Below are 14,638 nucleotides of genomic sequence, written 5' to 3' on the forward strand. Positions count from 1 at the left end.
CCGACAGCTCGCGCGTCAACCGGCTACCAGAGCACACCGGCAGCGGTATCCAGCGAAAAGCCGTGCCGGCCCGAGGTTTTACAGATCACGGTGCCCTGCTCGCCGATTCCGCAGCTGGCTCCCCAGTTTTCCAGTCGGTGCCCCACAGGTAGTACATCGACATCGTCGCGGGTGAAGGAGGTGGTTCCGGAATATCGGTACGACGCGGGTGCGCCGCTCTCGACGAAGGTCTGGTTGGTTCCTGCCGGAGCGTCCCCGGGCACCGCGTCGCAGCCGACCGGTCCGCGGTTGGGCCGGATCCCGCAGAATCGGCCGTCCGGAGTCCGAAAGAACAGCCCGTAGAAATCGGTGGGCGAGCTGTAGTTGCCCTCGGCGATGGGAAAGCTGTCGATCTCCTCGACGCCGGGCGGTGAGGGCAGAGCCGACGCAGTCGGAAGCGGGCCGAGCACCAGGAGGCCGGTAGCAGCTGCCGCCAAAAAGTGGAAACGCACGTTCTCTATTTAACCCAGTGCGTCAACCCCACGCCGCCATCACCTCGTCAACCGGCCGGTGCCCGGCCAAGGCGGCCATCAGCAATACTCGGGCCTGAGGTGGGCGCAGCCGGGGCAACACCACCGCGCCGGCGTCGACGAGCTGTTGCCCGGGGCCGTACTGCGCGGCGACCGGACCGCCGGGAACGCGGGTCGATATCGCGATCAGCACGCCGTCACGGCAATGCCTGCGGACCCCGTCGCTGAAAGCGGCCCCAGCGTTGCCGGAGCCCAACGCCTCGACCACGATGCCCCGCGCTCCGGCGCCTACACAGGCGTCGAGGGCTGCCGCATCCGCGCCCGGGTAGGCGGCGACGATGTCGACGCGCGGGGCGGTCGCCGCGGTCAATTCCCCGAGATGGGCACGCGTTTTCGCGCCGGTGATCTCGCAGCCGCCATCGTCGACCGCTCCGAGCGCGGTTCCGGTGAAGGCGTCCGGTTCCAGAGTGTGACGCTTGCGCAGGCCCAGCGGTTGCCACACCGTGCCGGCGAAGCTGACTGCCACGCCGAGGTCGCGGGTCTGCGGGCTGGCCGCGACGGTGATCGCGTCACGCAGGTTGCCCGGTCCGTCCGTGTCCGGAGCGTCCGCGCTGCGCTGGGATCCGGTCAGCACCACCGGCACGTCGCCGGCATAGGTGACGTCGAGCCACAGCGCGGTTTCTTCCATGGTGTCGGTTCCATGGGTGACCACGACGCCATCCGCTCGGGCCGCCGCGACACCGACCGCGGCCGCGATCTCGTCCCAATCGGCGGGCGTCAGCAGTGCGCTGTCGGTCGTCATCACGTCGACGATGTCGATCGCCGCCTCCATGGCCAAACCGGCCGTGAGCTCAGCCCCGGTGCGTGTCGGGCGCCTGATTCCGGTGCCGTCGGTACTGGTCGAGATGGTGCCGCCGGTGGTGATGACGACGATGCGCGTCGGTGGTCGCGCGGGAAGCTTCGCGGTCTGGCTCACGGTGCGGATTGTCCCGCATCAGCTGTTTGGGATGATGGGACGGTGACTGATGAAACGTCAGGCCCGGCAGAGCCGGTGACCGACGCAACCGGGGACGCGAAATCGTCCTCCGTAACCGCTGCTCCGCCCCGGCGGCGGCTGCGTCTGCTGCTCACCGTTGCTGCTGTGGTGCTGTTCGTCGACGTGGTGACCAAGGTGCTGGCGGTGCGCCTGCTGACACCTGGTCAGCCCGTGTCGATCATCGGTGACACCGTCACCTGGACGCTGGTGCGCAACTCCGGCGCGGCGTTCTCGATGGCAACCGGATACACCTGGGTCCTCACGCTCATCGCGACCGGCGTGGTGATCGGCATCGTGTGGATGGGCCGCCGGCTGGTCTCGCCGTGGTGGGCGATCGGTCTGGGCATGATCCTTGGCGGTGCGACGGGAAATCTGATCGACCGCTTCTTCCGAGCCCCCGGTCCGTTGCGCGGCCACGTGGTGGACTTCTTCTCGGTCGGCTGGTGGCCGGTGTTCAACGTGGCCGATCCCGCGGTGGTGGGCGGTGCGATCCTGTTGGTGGCCCTGTCGCTGTTCGGCTTCGACTTCGACACCGTCGGACGCCGGCGCCTGGGCGACCCCTCGGGCGGCGACGCCAAACCACAACCCGAGCCGACAGAAGGCGCCGACGCTCCGGCCGCAGACACCGAGGTCACGGATTCCGGGGCCGCAGATTCCGGGTCCGCAGATTCCGGGTCCGCAGATTCCGGGGCCGCGGATACCGAGGGCGCCGAGGACGGCCAGCCAGACGAGCCCGGCGAGGCCGACTCCCCGTCGGGCGAGTCGAGCACGGTCGGTCGCCAGGCCGAGACCTCATAGTGACCACCCGGTCGATGCCCGTGCCTGAGGGCCTGGCGGGAATGCGAGTCGATGCCGGCCTGGCCCGGCTGCTGGGGTTGTCGCGTACCGCGGTGGCGGCCATGGCCGAGGACGGCGGTGTCGACATCGACGGCGCCCCGGCCGCGAAGTCCGACAAACTCGTCGCCGGTGCCTGGCTGGAGGTGCGGCTGCCGGAAGCGCCCGGACCCGTCGAGAACACCCCGGTCGACATCGAGGGTATGGACATCCTCTACGCCGACGACGACATCGTGGCGGTGGACAAGCCGCCGGGGGTGGCTGCGCACGCGACGGTCGGCTGGCACGGACCGACGGTTTTGGGAGGCCTTGCCGCCGCGGGTTTCCGGATCAGCACGTCGGGCATCCACGAACGTCAGGGCATCGTGCACCGACTCGATGTCGGCACCTCCGGCGTCATGGTGGTGGCACTCTCCGAGCGGGCGTACACAGTGCTCAAGCGGGCATTCAAGCAGCGCACCGTGGAGAAGCGCTACCACGCGCTGGTCCAGGGGCACCCGGACCCGTCGAGTGGCACCATCGATGCCCCGATCGGGCGCCACCGGGGTAACGACTGGAAGTTCGCGGTCGTCGAGGGCGGTCGGCACAGCATCACCCACTACGACACCATCGAGGCGTTCCAGGCCGCCAGCCTGCTCGACATCCAACTGGAGACCGGCCGGACCCATCAGATCCGCGTGCACTTCGCCGCACTGCACCATCCATGTTGTGGCGACATGACCTACGGTGCCGATCCCACACTGGCGAAAAAGCTTGGGCTCCAACGTCAATGGTTGCATGCCCGGTCGTTGGCCTTCACGCATCCGGCCGACGGCCGGCGCGTCGAGATCACGAGCCCGTACCCGGCTGACCTGCAGGCCGCCCTCGACGTGCTGCGCCGCCACTAGCCATGGGTGTGCAGGCTCCTCCGCAGAGAGTCGGCACCAGCCGCTCGGGTGTGCTCTACGGCGCCGGCGCCTACATCTGGTGGGGTCTGTGCCCCGGGTTCTTCCTGCTGTTGCTCCCTGCGGGGGCGCTCGAAGTGCTTGCCCACCGCATCGTGTGGAGCGCGCTGTTCCTGTTGCTGGTGCTGGCGGTGGCCCGGCGGCTCGGCGATCTGCGCCGGCTGACACGGCGAACGTGGCTGCAACTGCTCGTGGCCGCGGCGCTGATCTCCGTCAACTGGGGCACGTATATCTATGCCGTCACGACCGGCCACGTCGTGGATGCCGCGCTCGGATACTTCATCAATCCCTTGGTGAGCGTGTTGCTGGGCGTCGTGGTGTTCCGTGAGCGGATCAGCCGATGGCAGGCGGTGGCACTGGGACTCGCACTCGTCGCGGTGGCGATTCTGACCGTCGAACTGGGCGCACCGCCCTACATCGCGGTCGTCCTCGCGTTGTCCTTCGGGGTGTACGGCCTGATCAAGAAGGTGGTGCGGGCCGACCCGCGGGTGAGTGTGGCCGTAGAAACGCTGCTCGCCCTTCCACTCGCGGCCGGCTACGTGATCACCCTGGAGGTACTCGGGCGGGGGAACTTCCTCGACCACGGCCCAGGGCATGCGGCGCTGTTGTTGCTTGCCGGGCCGGTCACTGCCGTGCCGTTGCTGCTGTTCGCCGCGGCCGCACAGCGGCTTCCGATGGTGACACTGGGCCTGCTGTTCTATCTCAACCCGGGCCTGCAGATGGCCTGGGGTGTGTTCATCGGCCATGAGCCGATGCCGCCGGGCCGCTGGATCGGGTTCGCGCTGATCTGGGTGGCGCTGGTGATCATGACGTTCGGCGCCCTGCGGAAAAGTCGGACGGATTCGGCGCCCGACATTGTCGATCAGGTGGAACCGGAATCGTCATCACGGTGACAGGCTGGAATCGACGACCAGGAGGACACCGTGCAGTACTGCCTACTCATGCATTACCAGGAGGGACCGGAGGCGGGCCTGACCGAGGAGGACATGAAGCCCGCCCAGGCCGCCTTCGCCCGGTATGCCGATGACCTTGATGCGGCCGGCGTTCTCGTCGGAACTCAGGTGCTTCAATCGGCTTCGGCCACAACCACTTACACTGCGCGCACCGGGGCTGCGGAGATCCAGGACGGACCCTTTGCCGACACCAGGGAGCGGTTGGGTGGGGTGTTCGTCATCGACGTGCCGGACCTCGACGCGGCATTGGTCTGGGCGGCGAAGTGCCCTGCTGCGGCCTGGGGTTCGGTCGAGGTCAGACCCGTCGCGGTGACCTACGGCCGGGGTCGGGGTTGGTACACACCCTGAACACGCCGGCCGGAGAGCGGCTCACGCAGGTGGTCGGCCAGTCATACGGCCGGCTGCTTGCGCTGCTGGCGGCACAGTGCCGCGACATCACTGCCGCCGAGGACGCGTTGGCCGATGCCATCGAGCGTGCCGTGCGGTGCTGGCCCGTCGACGGTGTCCCGGACAACCCCGAGGCGTGGTTGCTGACCGTGGCCCGCAACCGGCTGCGCGACCTGTGGAAATCCGCGGCTCATCGGTTGACCGGGCCGTGGACCGAGGACCACGACATCGCCGACGAAGGGGCCGGGCCCGCCGCCATTCCAGACCGTCGGCTTGAGCTCATGCTGGTGTGCGCACACCCGGCCATCGCGCCCGGCATCCGTACCCCGCTGATGCTGCAGACGGTGCTCGGAGTGGATGCGGGCGCCATCGCCGTGGCATTCGCCGTCGCGCCGGCGACCATGGCGCAGCGGCTGGTGCGGGCCAAAAAGCGGATCCGCGACACGGGTATTCCGTTCACCCTGCCCGAGCCCGCCGACCTTGCCGCGCGACTACCCGAGGTGCTGCAGGCCGTGTACGGGGCCTATTCGATCGACTGGCTGTCGGTTCCGCAGTGCCCGGCCATCGAATCGCTGTCGTCGGAGGCACTGCACCTGGCCATGGTGCTCGTGGAGTTGTTGCCCGACGAGCCTGAAGTGCTGGGCCTGGCCGCACTGATGTGTCTGTGTGAGGCGCGCCGTCCGGCCCGGTTCGACGGATGCGGCAACTTTGTTGCGCTCGACGACCAGGACCGTGGCCGGTGGGACGGCGAGCTGTACGCGCGGGGGGACCGTCTGCTGGCCCGGGCCCACGGTTTCGGGCGCCCCGGCCGGTTCCAGTACGAAGCAGCGATTCAATCGGCGCACTGTGCCCACGACGTGGACCGCCGGACATTACGCAAGCTGTATCGGGCTCTGATGCGATTCGGGCCGTCGCTGGGCGCTGCCGTGGCACTGGCGGCGTTGGACGGCGAGATCGACGGCCCGGACGCGGGATTGCATGCGCTGGACGAGATCACCGACCGCTCCGCCGACGTGTTCCAGCCTGCATGGGTGACCCGGGGCCATCTTTTGGCCGAGGCCGGCCGGGGCGACGAGGCGGCAGCGGCGTACCGCCGCGCGATCGATTTGACCACCGACGATGCGGTACGGACCTACCTGATCGGTCGGGTGTCGAGTCTGCCGTGAGACCGCACTGAAGGTCGCATTTGCAGGACCGGCCCTTTGACGCCGTTTTGGCAATGTCATAGGGTTTGCTAGATGACTCCGCATGGCAGGCCCCGAGGCGGCCGTCGAGGGCCCGGCCGACCGGTTGGTGCGGACGCTGCGCTCACTCGTGAACGCATCGTGCAAGCGGCCTACGAGGTCATCAACGAGCGCGGGTACGCTGCGGCGACATTCCAGGAGATCGCCAAGCGCAGCGAGCTGAGCCGCCCCACGCTGAACTACTATTTCGCCAGTCGCGACGAGCTCTATCGCGCATTGCTCGAGCAGGCGCACGAGGTCGTGACGTCGTGCATCGACGTCGCGAAAGGGCATGAAGGAACACTGGATCGGCTGCGCGCGTACCTCGATGCCGTGGTCGCGGTGTGGCGTAGAGACCACGCGGTGATCGGCTTTCTGGTCAATGTGCGACTGGAGTCGCGCCGTAATCCCGAGCTGCCCGCCGCCACGGTCGCGGCCACCCGCGGCTTCCTCGGCGAATTGGTCGAGGACGCGGTGGATCGTCGCGAGCTGCCGCCGCACACCGATCAGGCGACACTCGTCGAACTGCTGTACTCGATGATCTGGGGAGTGGGCGCCTACAGTGGTTGGCAGGGTCGGCCGGTCGATGTTCCTGCGATAGCCAAGCAACTACATCTTTTGATCGGTAATGGGTTGCTGTGTGAGCCCGATCGTGATCTCCGACTCGCCGGCAAAGACACGCCTGGCGACACGCGCGGACGTGTCGGTGGGGCGCCATAGACTGGCAGCCCTATGAGCGGTTCATCTTCGGCGTCCTCAGGATCCTTTGTGCACCTGCACAACCACACCGAGTATTCGATGCTGGACGGCGCTGCGAAGATCACGCCGATGCTGGCCGAGGCGCAGCGGCTGGGCATGCCGGCCATCGGCATGACCGACCACGGCAACATGTTCGGCGCCAGCGAGTTCTACAACTCGGCGACCAAGGCCGGCATCAAGCCGATCATCGGTATCGAGGCGTACATCGCACCCGCCTCGCGGTTCGACACCAAGCGTGTCCAATGGGGTGACCCCGGCCAGAAGAGTGACGACGTCTCGGGTAGCGGTGCCTACACCCACATGACGATGGTCGCGGAGAACGCGACCGGTCTGCGCAACCTGTTCAAGCTGTCATCGCTGGCTTCCTTCGAAGGTCAGCTCGGCAAGTGGGCGCGCATGGACGCCGAGATCATCGCCGAGCACGCCGAGGGCATCATCGCGACCACCGGTTGCCCGTCGGGCGAGGTGCAGACCAGGCTGCGGCTCGGGCACCGTCAGGAGGCTCTGGAGGCGGCCGCCAAATGGCGCGAGATCTTCGGTCCCGAGAACTTCTTCCTCGAGCTCATGGACCACGGTCTCGACATCGAGCGTCGCGTCCGCGAAGGCTTGCTGGAGATCGGGCAGAAGCTCAACATCCCGCCGCTGGCCACCAACGACTGCCACTACGTGACGCGCGAAGCTTCGCAGAATCACGAGGCGCTGCTGTGCATCCAGACCGGCAAGACCCTGTCGGACCCCAACCGGTTCAAGTTCGACGGTGACGGCTACTTCCTCAAATCGGCCGAGGAGATGCGGGCACTGTGGGACTCGCAGGTGCCGGGCGCCTGTGATTCCACGGTCCTCATCGGCGAACGGGTGCAGTCCTACGCCGACGTGTGGACCCCCACCGATCGCATGCCGGTGTTCCCGGTCCCCGATGGCCACGACCAGGGTTCCTGGCTCGCCCATGAGGTGCAGGCCGGGCTCGAGCGCCGCTTTCGGGGCGCGTCCGTGCCCACCGAATACACCGATCGGGCGTCTTACGAGATCAAAGTCATCTGCGAGAAGGGCTTTCCGTCCTACTTCCTGATCGTGGCCGATCTGATCAACTACGCCCGTTCGGTCGGGATCCGGGTGGGCCCGGGCCGTGGGTCGGCCGCCGGGTCGCTGGTGGCCTACGCGCTCGGCATCACCAACATCGACCCGATCCCACACGGGCTGCTGTTCGAACGGTTCCTCAACCCGGAACGTCCGTCCGCTCCCGATATCGACATCGACTTCGACGATCGCCGGCGCGGCGAGATGCTGCGGTACGCGGCCAACAAGTGGGGCAGTGACCGGGTGGCCCAGGTCATCACCTTCGGCACCATCAAAACCAAAGCGGCGCTGAAAGATTCGGCCCGGGTGCATTACGGCCAGCCCGGTTTCGCCATCGCCGACCGGATCACCAAGGCGCTGCCGCCACCCATCATGGCCAAGGACATCCCCGTGTCGGGGATCACCGACCCGAACCACGAGCGGTACAAGGAGGCCGCCGAGGTCCGCGCCCTGATCGACACCGATCCGGACGTGCGGACCATCTTCGAGACGGCGCGCGGCCTGGAAGGACTGGTGCGCAACGCGGGCGTGCATGCCTGCGCGGTGATCATGAGCTCCGAGCCGCTGGTCGACGCGATCCCGCTGTGGAAGCGTCCGCAGGACGGTGCGATCATCACCGGCTGGGACTACCCATCGTGTGAGGCCATCGGCCTGCTCAAGATGGACTTCCTGGGTCTGCGAAACTTGACGATCATCGGTGACTGCCTGGAGAACATCAAGGCGAACCGGGGGATCGATCTGGATCTCGAGACGCTGGCGCTCGACGATCCAGCCGCCTACGAGCTCCTCGGCCGCGGCGACACGCTGGGCGTGTTCCAGCTCGACGGCAGTGCGATGCGTGACCTGCTGCGGCGCATGCAGCCCACGGGGTTCAACGATATCGTCGCCGTGCTCGCGCTGTACCGCCCCGGCCCGATGGGCATGAACGCCCACAACGACTACGCGGACCGCAAGAACGGCCGTCAGCCGATCAAGCCCATCCATCCCGAGCTCGAGGAACCGCTCAAGGAGATCCTGGCCGAGACGTACGGCCTGATCGTCTACCAAGAGCAGATCATGTTCATCGCGCAGAAGGTCGCCTCCTACACCATGGGTAAGGCCGACGCGCTGCGTAAGGCCATGGGTAAGAAGAAGCTCGAGGTGCTCGAGGCCGAGTACAAGGGCTTCAAGGAGGGGATGACGGCCAACGGCTTCTCGGAGGCCGCGGTGAAAGCCTTGTGGGACACCATCCTTCCGTTCGCCGGGTACGCGTTCAACAAGTCGCATGCCGCCGGCTACGGACTCGTGTCGTACTGGACGGCCTACCTGAAGGCGAACTATCCCGCCGAGTACATGGCCGGTCTGCTGACGTCGGTGGGCGACGACAAGGACAAGGCCGCGGTCTACCTCGCCGACTGCCGCCGGCTCGGTATCACCGTGTTGCCACCCGACGTCAACGAATCGGTGCAGAACTTCGCCTCCGTGGGCGACGACATCCGATTCGGGTTGGGTGCCATTCGCAACGTCGGCGCGAATGTCGTTGCGTCGCTGATCAATACCCGTACCGAGAAGGGTAAGTACGCCGACTTCTCGGATTACCTCAACAAGATCGACATCGCGGCCTGCAACAAGAAGGTCACCGAATCGTTGGTGAAGGCGGGCGCGTTCGATTCGCTCGGCCACCCTCGCAAGGGTCTGTTCCTGGTGCACACCGATGCGGTCGATTCCGTGCTCGGCACCAAGAAGGCCGAGGCGATGGGCCAGTTCGACCTGTTCGGCGGCGCGGATGACGGCGGCACCGATGCGGTGTTCACCATCCGCGTGCCTGACGAGGAGTGGGAGGACAAGCACAAGCTGGCCCTCGAGCGCGAGATGCTCGGGCTGTACGTGTCCGGTCATCCACTCAACGGGGTTGCCCACCTGCTCAACAACCAGGTCGACACGCAGATCCCGGCAATTCTCGACGGCGATGTGGCCAACGATGCGCAGGTGCTCGTCGGCGGCATCCTCGCATCGGTCAACCGCCGGGTGAACAAGAACGGTCTGCCTTGGGCGTCAGCCCAATTGGAGGATCTCACCGGCGGTATCGAGGTGCTGTTCTTTCCGCAGACGTACTCACTGTTCGGTCACGAGATCGCCGACGACGTGGTCGTGCTGGTCAAGGCGAAGGTCGCGGCCCGCGATGACCGGATCGCACTGATCGCCCACGAGCTGGTGGTGCCCGACTTCAGCAGCGCCCAGGCCGACCGGCCGCTGGCCGTGAGTCTGCCCACCCGCCAATGCACCATCGACAAGGTCAGCGCGCTCAAGCAGGTGCTGGCCAATCATCCCGGTACGTCCCAGGTGCATCTGCGACTGATCAGCGGTGAACGCATCACCACGTTGGAGCTGGATCAGTCGCTGCGCGTGACCCCGTCCTCGGCTTTGATGGGCGACCTCAAGGCACTGCTCGGTCCCGGTTGTCTGGGCTGAGCCGGAACGTCCTGCGGCGCCAGATCGATCCTCACGATCGCGCTGTCGGGCCATACGTCGAGGGTGCGGGCGCGTCGTAGTTTCTCCCGCAACGGAAGATCGCGGTGCACGTTGGTGATGCCGGGGAGCTTCAACAGCGGCACGATGTTCCACTGCCATCCGTAACGGCGGTGCAGGGCTCGGTTGGCCTGTCGGGCGTCTTCTCTTCCCAGGACGGTGGCGCGACCGCTCAGCCAGGTGCTGCCGACGATTCGGCCCTTGTAGTCGCAGACCACCAGTTCGACCTCGGGGGTGGCGGTGAGCCTGCGGGTTTTCGGGCCGATTTTCGTGCGGAACAGCACCGTTCGGCCGTCGAGGACGAACCAGATCGGGGTGTCGACGGGGGTGCCGTCGCGTCGGAAAGTGCGTAGCAGCGCGTAGTGGGCGCGACCGAGCGTCTCAAGGGCGGTGTCGATATGCGGCATGAAACCAGTGAACGACTTAGAGTTGACTCTAAGTCAAGCTGTGCGAGGAGGGCAGATGAGCGCGACTCTGACCATTGGGGACGTCACGCAGCGCAGCGGGGTCGCCCAGACCGCCTTGCGCTACTACGAGCAGGTCGGACTGTTACCCGCGCCGCAGCGTGTGGGCGGGCAGCGCCGCTATCAGGAATCGATCCTGATGCGTCTGGAAGTGATCAGGCTGTGCAAGGCCGCCGGGTTCTCGTTGACCGAGATCGGACTGCTGCTCAAAGACGACACTCCGGGCCGGCCGGTGGCTCGTGAACTCGCGTGCACCAAGCTGGCCGAGATCGATCGGCAACTGGAGGCGCTGGTACGGGCGCGGGCCATCATCGAGTGGGGAATGCGGTGCACATGCCCGTCAATCGAGTTGTGCACGTGCGGGATCCATCACGAACTCCCGGCCTGACGCACGAGTGGTCAGAACAGGTACCGCAGGATGCGCGCCTTTCGGGCCGTGGCCTTGCTGAGTCCGCTGGCGCGCGTGGCGATCCGCAGCGCGCCGGGAAACAGGTCGACTTCTGGTTGGTGGGCCAGGCTCGATTCCTCGACGAGGCGCAGTTGTGGGCTCCAGGTTTCGGGATGGTGGGCGTCCGTGAAACCTGGGTAGCCCCACTGGCTTCCGACGTCCTTGAACATCTTGGCGGGGAAGAACTTTAGGGCGGCCTTGCTCATCCAGCCGATGCGGCCGTAGTCGTTGAAGGCGATCTCTCCGGAGTCGAAGTGCTCGGTGATCGTCTGGAAGATGCCGGCGATCATCGGTTCGGTGAGGAAGGCGAACAGGCCGTCGGCCACCAGCATGGTGGGCCGATCGGAGGGAATCGGATCGGTCCAGTCCGGGTCGGCCAACGACGCGGCCACGGTGTGCGCCTGGGGGAGCGGCGGGATCACCCGGTCACGCAGTTCGCTGATTCCGGGAAGGTCCACGCTGTACCAGTCCACCATGGCCGGCGGTGACACGCGGTGTACGCCGCTGTCGAGCCCGCCGCCGAGATCGACAACGACGGCGTCAGGATGGTCGGCGACGAACATGCGTACCCGGTCGTCCAGCATCTTGGCCCGCAGCGCCGACTGGCACACCACGCTGGTCTGTACCCCCAGACCGGCGAAGTCGTAATCGAGTTGGCCCACAGCCTCATCGGCCATCGTGTCGCCGAGGATCGGGTGCGCCCACCGGCTGTCGAGGGCTCTGGCGTACAGAGTCAGGAAGGCGGTTTCCTCCACCGGGGTGAGGCCCGTCGTCGCAATACCCACAAGCCCGACGGTACACCGCGGTTCGCGGCTGAACAGTTGGGCGAAAACGTTTACCGCCCTTGCCATCACGTGCGTCAACCCGCTTCCGCGGTGCGGCGGACGGGCGGCCGGTTCCCCAGCGGCCTACGGTGGTAACCATGCGTAGCAGGCACGTGAGCGTCTGGATCGATGTTCCCGCCGACGCGGTGTACGCCTACGCCTCGGATCCGCGGCAGCTGGTCACGTGGGCGGCGGGGCTGGCCGAGGGCGGGTTGCGACTGACTCCGCGGGGGTGGGTGGCTGATTCTCCGATGGGGGAGGTCACCGTCGAGTTCACCGCGACCAACACGCTGGGCGTGCTCGATCACGTGGTGCGCCTACCTTCTGGTGAAGCTGTCTACAACCCCATGCGGGTGGTTCCGGCCGGCGTCGACGCAACGTCGTGTGAGGTCGTGTTCACGGTCCGGCAGCGCCCCGGGATGACCGATGCGCAATTCGAGGCGGACGTCGCCGCCGTCGCGGCAGATCTTGAGACGCTACGGCGACTGCTGGAGGATCACTGATCGGAGCGCGAGGCCCGGCCCAGCCCCAGCCACACCACGATGGCGGCCGCGGCGGCTGAGAGGACGGCCGGTGCGGCGTTCATCGTGGCGACGCCTACGATGACCAGCACCAGCGCGCCGACCGCCAGGGCGATCAGCTTGTAGGTCGGCCAGGGCACCCCGGCGATGTCGACCTGATGATCGCCCCGGGAGGTCACGCTATGAAAGTTCCCGGCGGTGGTCATATGTTGACGATAGCTCGCAACATTGATTTCGGCCAGCCGAAACCTTGGATCAGGCGTGTCGTTTTCGCGGGTGGCTCAGCAGTGGGCGTCCATCTGGTACTGCACCTCGGCCGGCTTGGTCGGGCGATCGGCGAAGGAGCCGTGGGCGGTGCCGCTGATATGGAACGTCGTACCGTCGACGCCGGCATGCGCGTCCGACGCCTCTGCCGACGCGCTACCCGTGAATCCGCTCATGTCCCGCAGCCGCATGACCTTGGGTTCGACGGTGGCTCCCGTCTGGATGATCGCCGTGAATCCGGGTTCTTCCTGGACCGTTTCGATCGTCCACAACCAGGACCGCTGCGTGCACTGCACCTGGTATGCCGTCGACATCTCGTGGTTGTCGATGGAAATTCGCGCGGTGTTGGAGTCGGCCGGGGCGCCGGTGGTCGTCGCACACGCGGAGGCGGCGAGGGCCACAACGATCACAACGTGCCTTCCCGGCCGCTGCTTTCGCTGTCCTGTGTACCGCACCGTAGTTGTTTTCCCAGTTCGCGGTGTGTTCAACCGCGGGGCGGGCATCTCGTCGATTCGGCGGTGCGGCCATCGGACACCCCACGTGATTGCGTACCCAGCTGCAATGAAACCGCTGGCCAGTGGCACCATTGAACGGTGACTGCCGATTTGAGCAAAGGCTCCCGAGTGTCCCCGCAGGCCGCGCCCCTGACCGCGGCCGACATCGACGAGGCCGCCAAGCGAATTTCCGGGGTGGTCACCCGCAGCCCACTGCAGTTCAACGAGCGATTGTCGGAAGCGACAGGCGCCAACGTCTATCTCAAACGCGAGGACCTGCAGGCGGTGCGTTCGTACAAGGTTCGCGGGGCCTTCAATCTGATGGCCCAGCTTTCGCCCGAGGAGCTCGCCGCCGGTGTCGTGTGTTCCTCGGCAGGCAACCACGCCCAGGGCTTCGCCATGGCCTGCCGGTCGATGCGAACCCATGGCCGCGTCTATGTACCCGCCAAGACACCCAAGCAGAAGCGGGACCGGATTCGGTATCACGGCCGTGAGTTCATCGAGCTGATCGCCGTCGGGTCGACCTATGACCTGGCCGCTGCCGCGGCGCTGGAGGATGTCGCGCGCACGGGCGCCACGCTCGTCCCGCCCTACGACGACGTGCGCACGATGGCCGGTCAGGGCACCATCGCCGCCGAGTTGCTCGATCAGCTCGACGACGAGCCGGACCTGGTGATCGTCCCCGTCGGCGGTGGCGGCTGCATCGCCGGTATCACCACATATCTCGCCGAGCGTGCCTCGGACACGTCGGTCCTGGGTGTCGAGCCCGGAGGGGCCGCATCGATGATCGCCGCGCTGGCCGCGGGCGAGCCGGTGACCCTCGAGCACGTGGATCAGTTCGTCGACGGTGCGGCAGTGGCACGGGCCGGGGCGCTGCCCTACGCCGCACTGGCTGCCGCCGGTGACATGGTCGCGTTCACCACGGTCGACGAGGGCGCCGTCTGCACCGCGATGCTCGACCTGTACCAGAACGACGGAATCATCGCCGAGCCCGCCGGGGCGCTGTCGGTGGCTGCCTTGCTGGAGGCCGACATCGAGCCCGGCTCGACCGTGGTGTGCCTGATCTCGGGAGGCAACAACGACGTCTCGCGCTACAACGAGGTGGTCGAGCGGTCATTGGTGCACCTGGGCCTCAAGCATTACTTCCTGGTCGACTTCCCGCAGGAACCCGGGGCACTGCGCCGCTTCCTTGACGAGGTGCTCGGTCCGGGCGACGACATCACGCTGTTCGAGTACGTCAAGCGCAACAACCGGGAGACCGGCGAGGCGCTGTGCGGCGTGGAATTGAGCGCGGCGACGGACCTCGAAGGTCTTCTGACCCGGATGCAGGATTCCGATATCCACGTCGAGTTGCTCGAGCCCGGTTCACCGACGTACCGGTATCTGACCTGAG

At 66.7% G+C, this 14,638-nt stretch carries 14 protein-coding genes and 2 pseudogenes; 10 read left to right on the forward strand and 6 right to left on the reverse strand.

The features are described from left to right. Window positions 1-23: 23 nt before the first annotated feature. Both H977_RS0109415 and H977_RS0109420 read right to left on the reverse strand, forming a co-directional pair. Window positions 24-500, reverse strand: a complete 477-nt coding sequence (locus H977_RS0109415) for a hypothetical protein (protein WP_502691157.1) — start codon at window positions 498-500, stop codon at window positions 24-26. A 13-nt stretch (window positions 501-513) separates the two neighbouring features. Further along, window positions 514-1,485: an asparaginase gene (locus H977_RS0109420; RefSeq protein ID WP_051288759.1), complete on the reverse strand. Its 972-nt coding sequence runs from the start codon at window positions 1,483-1,485 to the stop codon at window positions 514-516. A 42-nt stretch (window positions 1,486-1,527) separates the two neighbouring features. Between H977_RS0109420 and lspA the strand changes: the two are divergent. From lspA to dnaE, 7 genes and pseudogenes are all read left to right on the forward strand, one after another. Beyond that, a pseudogene (gene lspA, locus H977_RS0109425) lies at window positions 1,528-2,133 on the forward strand (signal peptidase II); the annotation flags it as partial. Window positions 2,134-2,342: 209 nt separating this feature from the next. Further along, a complete protein-coding gene (locus tag H977_RS0109430; protein WP_029107626.1) occupies window positions 2,343-3,266 on the forward strand; it encodes an RluA family pseudouridine synthase in 924 nt (307 codons plus the stop codon). A gap of 2 nt (window positions 3,267-3,268) precedes the next feature. Then, the gene (rarD, locus tag H977_RS0109435; RefSeq protein WP_051288760.1) at window positions 3,269-4,216 is read left to right on the forward strand and encodes an EamA family transporter RarD; all 948 of its coding nucleotides are present in this window, start codon (window positions 3,269-3,271) and stop codon (window positions 4,214-4,216) included. 30 nt (window positions 4,217-4,246) lie between these two features. Beyond that, complete coding sequence (locus H977_RS0109440) at window positions 4,247-4,624, forward strand: YciI family protein (protein WP_029107628.1); 378 nt, start codon at window positions 4,247-4,249, stop codon at window positions 4,622-4,624. A 53-nt stretch (window positions 4,625-4,677) separates the two neighbouring features. Continuing rightward, complete coding sequence (locus H977_RS0109445; protein ID WP_029107629.1) at window positions 4,678-5,829, forward strand: RNA polymerase sigma factor; 1,152 nt, start codon at window positions 4,678-4,680, stop codon at window positions 5,827-5,829. A 72-nt stretch (window positions 5,830-5,901) separates the two neighbouring features. Further along, window positions 5,902-6,606, forward strand: coding sequence for a TetR/AcrR family transcriptional regulator (locus H977_RS0109450; protein ID WP_029107630.1), 705 nt, complete (start codon window positions 5,902-5,904; stop codon window positions 6,604-6,606). A 12-nt stretch (window positions 6,607-6,618) separates the two neighbouring features. Then, window positions 6,619-10,173: a DNA polymerase III subunit alpha gene (dnaE, locus tag H977_RS0109455; RefSeq protein ID WP_029107631.1), complete on the forward strand. Its 3,555-nt coding sequence runs from the start codon at window positions 6,619-6,621 to the stop codon at window positions 10,171-10,173. 20 nt (window positions 10,174-10,193) lie between these two features. Here dnaE and H977_RS0109460 read toward each other — a convergent pair. After that, window positions 10,194-10,637: pseudogene (locus H977_RS0109460) on the reverse strand (PPOX class F420-dependent oxidoreductase); the annotation flags it as partial. Window positions 10,638-10,692: 55 nt separating this feature from the next. Here H977_RS0109460 and H977_RS0109465 point away from each other — a divergent pair. Further along, complete coding sequence (locus H977_RS0109465) at window positions 10,693-11,082, forward strand: MerR family transcriptional regulator (protein WP_029107633.1); 390 nt, start codon at window positions 10,693-10,695, stop codon at window positions 11,080-11,082. 11 nt (window positions 11,083-11,093) lie between these two features. Here the strand turns inward: H977_RS0109465 and H977_RS0109470 are convergent, their stop codons facing one another. Further along, complete coding sequence (locus H977_RS0109470) at window positions 11,094-11,927, reverse strand: class I SAM-dependent methyltransferase (RefSeq protein ID WP_029107634.1); 834 nt, start codon at window positions 11,925-11,927, stop codon at window positions 11,094-11,096. A gap of 137 nt (window positions 11,928-12,064) precedes the next feature. Between H977_RS0109470 and H977_RS0109475 the strand changes: the two genes are divergently transcribed. Then, window positions 12,065-12,469, forward strand: coding sequence for a polyketide cyclase (locus H977_RS0109475; protein ID WP_029107635.1), 405 nt, complete (start codon window positions 12,065-12,067; stop codon window positions 12,467-12,469). On the opposite strand, the gene H977_RS0109480 is transcribed toward H977_RS0109475, so the two are convergent. Both H977_RS0109480 and H977_RS0109485 read right to left on the reverse strand, forming a co-directional pair. Continuing rightward, complete coding sequence (locus tag H977_RS0109480) at window positions 12,463-12,693, reverse strand: hypothetical protein (protein ID WP_029107636.1); 231 nt, start codon at window positions 12,691-12,693, stop codon at window positions 12,463-12,465. The genes H977_RS0109475 and H977_RS0109480 overlap by 7 nt on opposite strands. A gap of 75 nt (window positions 12,694-12,768) precedes the next feature. Then, window positions 12,769-13,161, reverse strand: coding sequence for a lipoprotein LpqH (locus tag H977_RS0109485; RefSeq protein ID WP_029107637.1), 393 nt, complete (start codon window positions 13,159-13,161; stop codon window positions 12,769-12,771). A 195-nt stretch (window positions 13,162-13,356) separates the two neighbouring features. Here H977_RS0109485 and ilvA point away from each other — a divergent pair, with 195 nt between their 5' ends. Next, window positions 13,357-14,637: a threonine ammonia-lyase IlvA gene (gene ilvA / locus H977_RS0109490; protein WP_502691158.1), complete on the forward strand. Its 1,281-nt coding sequence runs from the start codon at window positions 13,357-13,359 to the stop codon at window positions 14,635-14,637. Window position 14,638 lies beyond the last annotated feature (1 nt).

This window comes from Mycobacterium sp. URHD0025 (assembly GCF_000426065.1).
GTDB lineage: Bacteria > Actinomycetota > Actinomycetes > Mycobacteriales > Mycobacteriaceae > Mycobacterium.

What these genes read in the sequence shown, in the direction of transcription:
- rarD (WP_051288760.1), top strand. Translation starts at nt 3,269, where the DNA reads ATGGGTGTGCAGGCTCCTCCGCAGAGAGTCGGCACCAGCCGCTCGGGT.
- H977_RS0109450 (WP_029107630.1), top strand. Translation starts at nt 5,902, where the DNA reads ATGACTCCGCATGGCAGGCCCCGAGGCGGCCGTCGAGGGCCCGGCCGA.
- dnaE (WP_029107631.1), top strand. Translation starts at nt 6,619, where the DNA reads ATGAGCGGTTCATCTTCGGCGTCCTCAGGATCCTTTGTGCACCTGCAC.
- H977_RS0109465 (WP_029107633.1), top strand. Translation starts at nt 10,693, where the DNA reads ATGAGCGCGACTCTGACCATTGGGGACGTCACGCAGCGCAGCGGGGTC.
- H977_RS0109475 (WP_029107635.1), top strand. Translation starts at nt 12,065, where the DNA reads ATGCGTAGCAGGCACGTGAGCGTCTGGATCGATGTTCCCGCCGACGCG.
- H977_RS0109480 (WP_029107636.1), bottom strand. Translation starts at nt 12,693, where the DNA reads ATGACCACCGCCGGGAACTTTCATAGCGTGACCTCCCGGGGCGATCAT.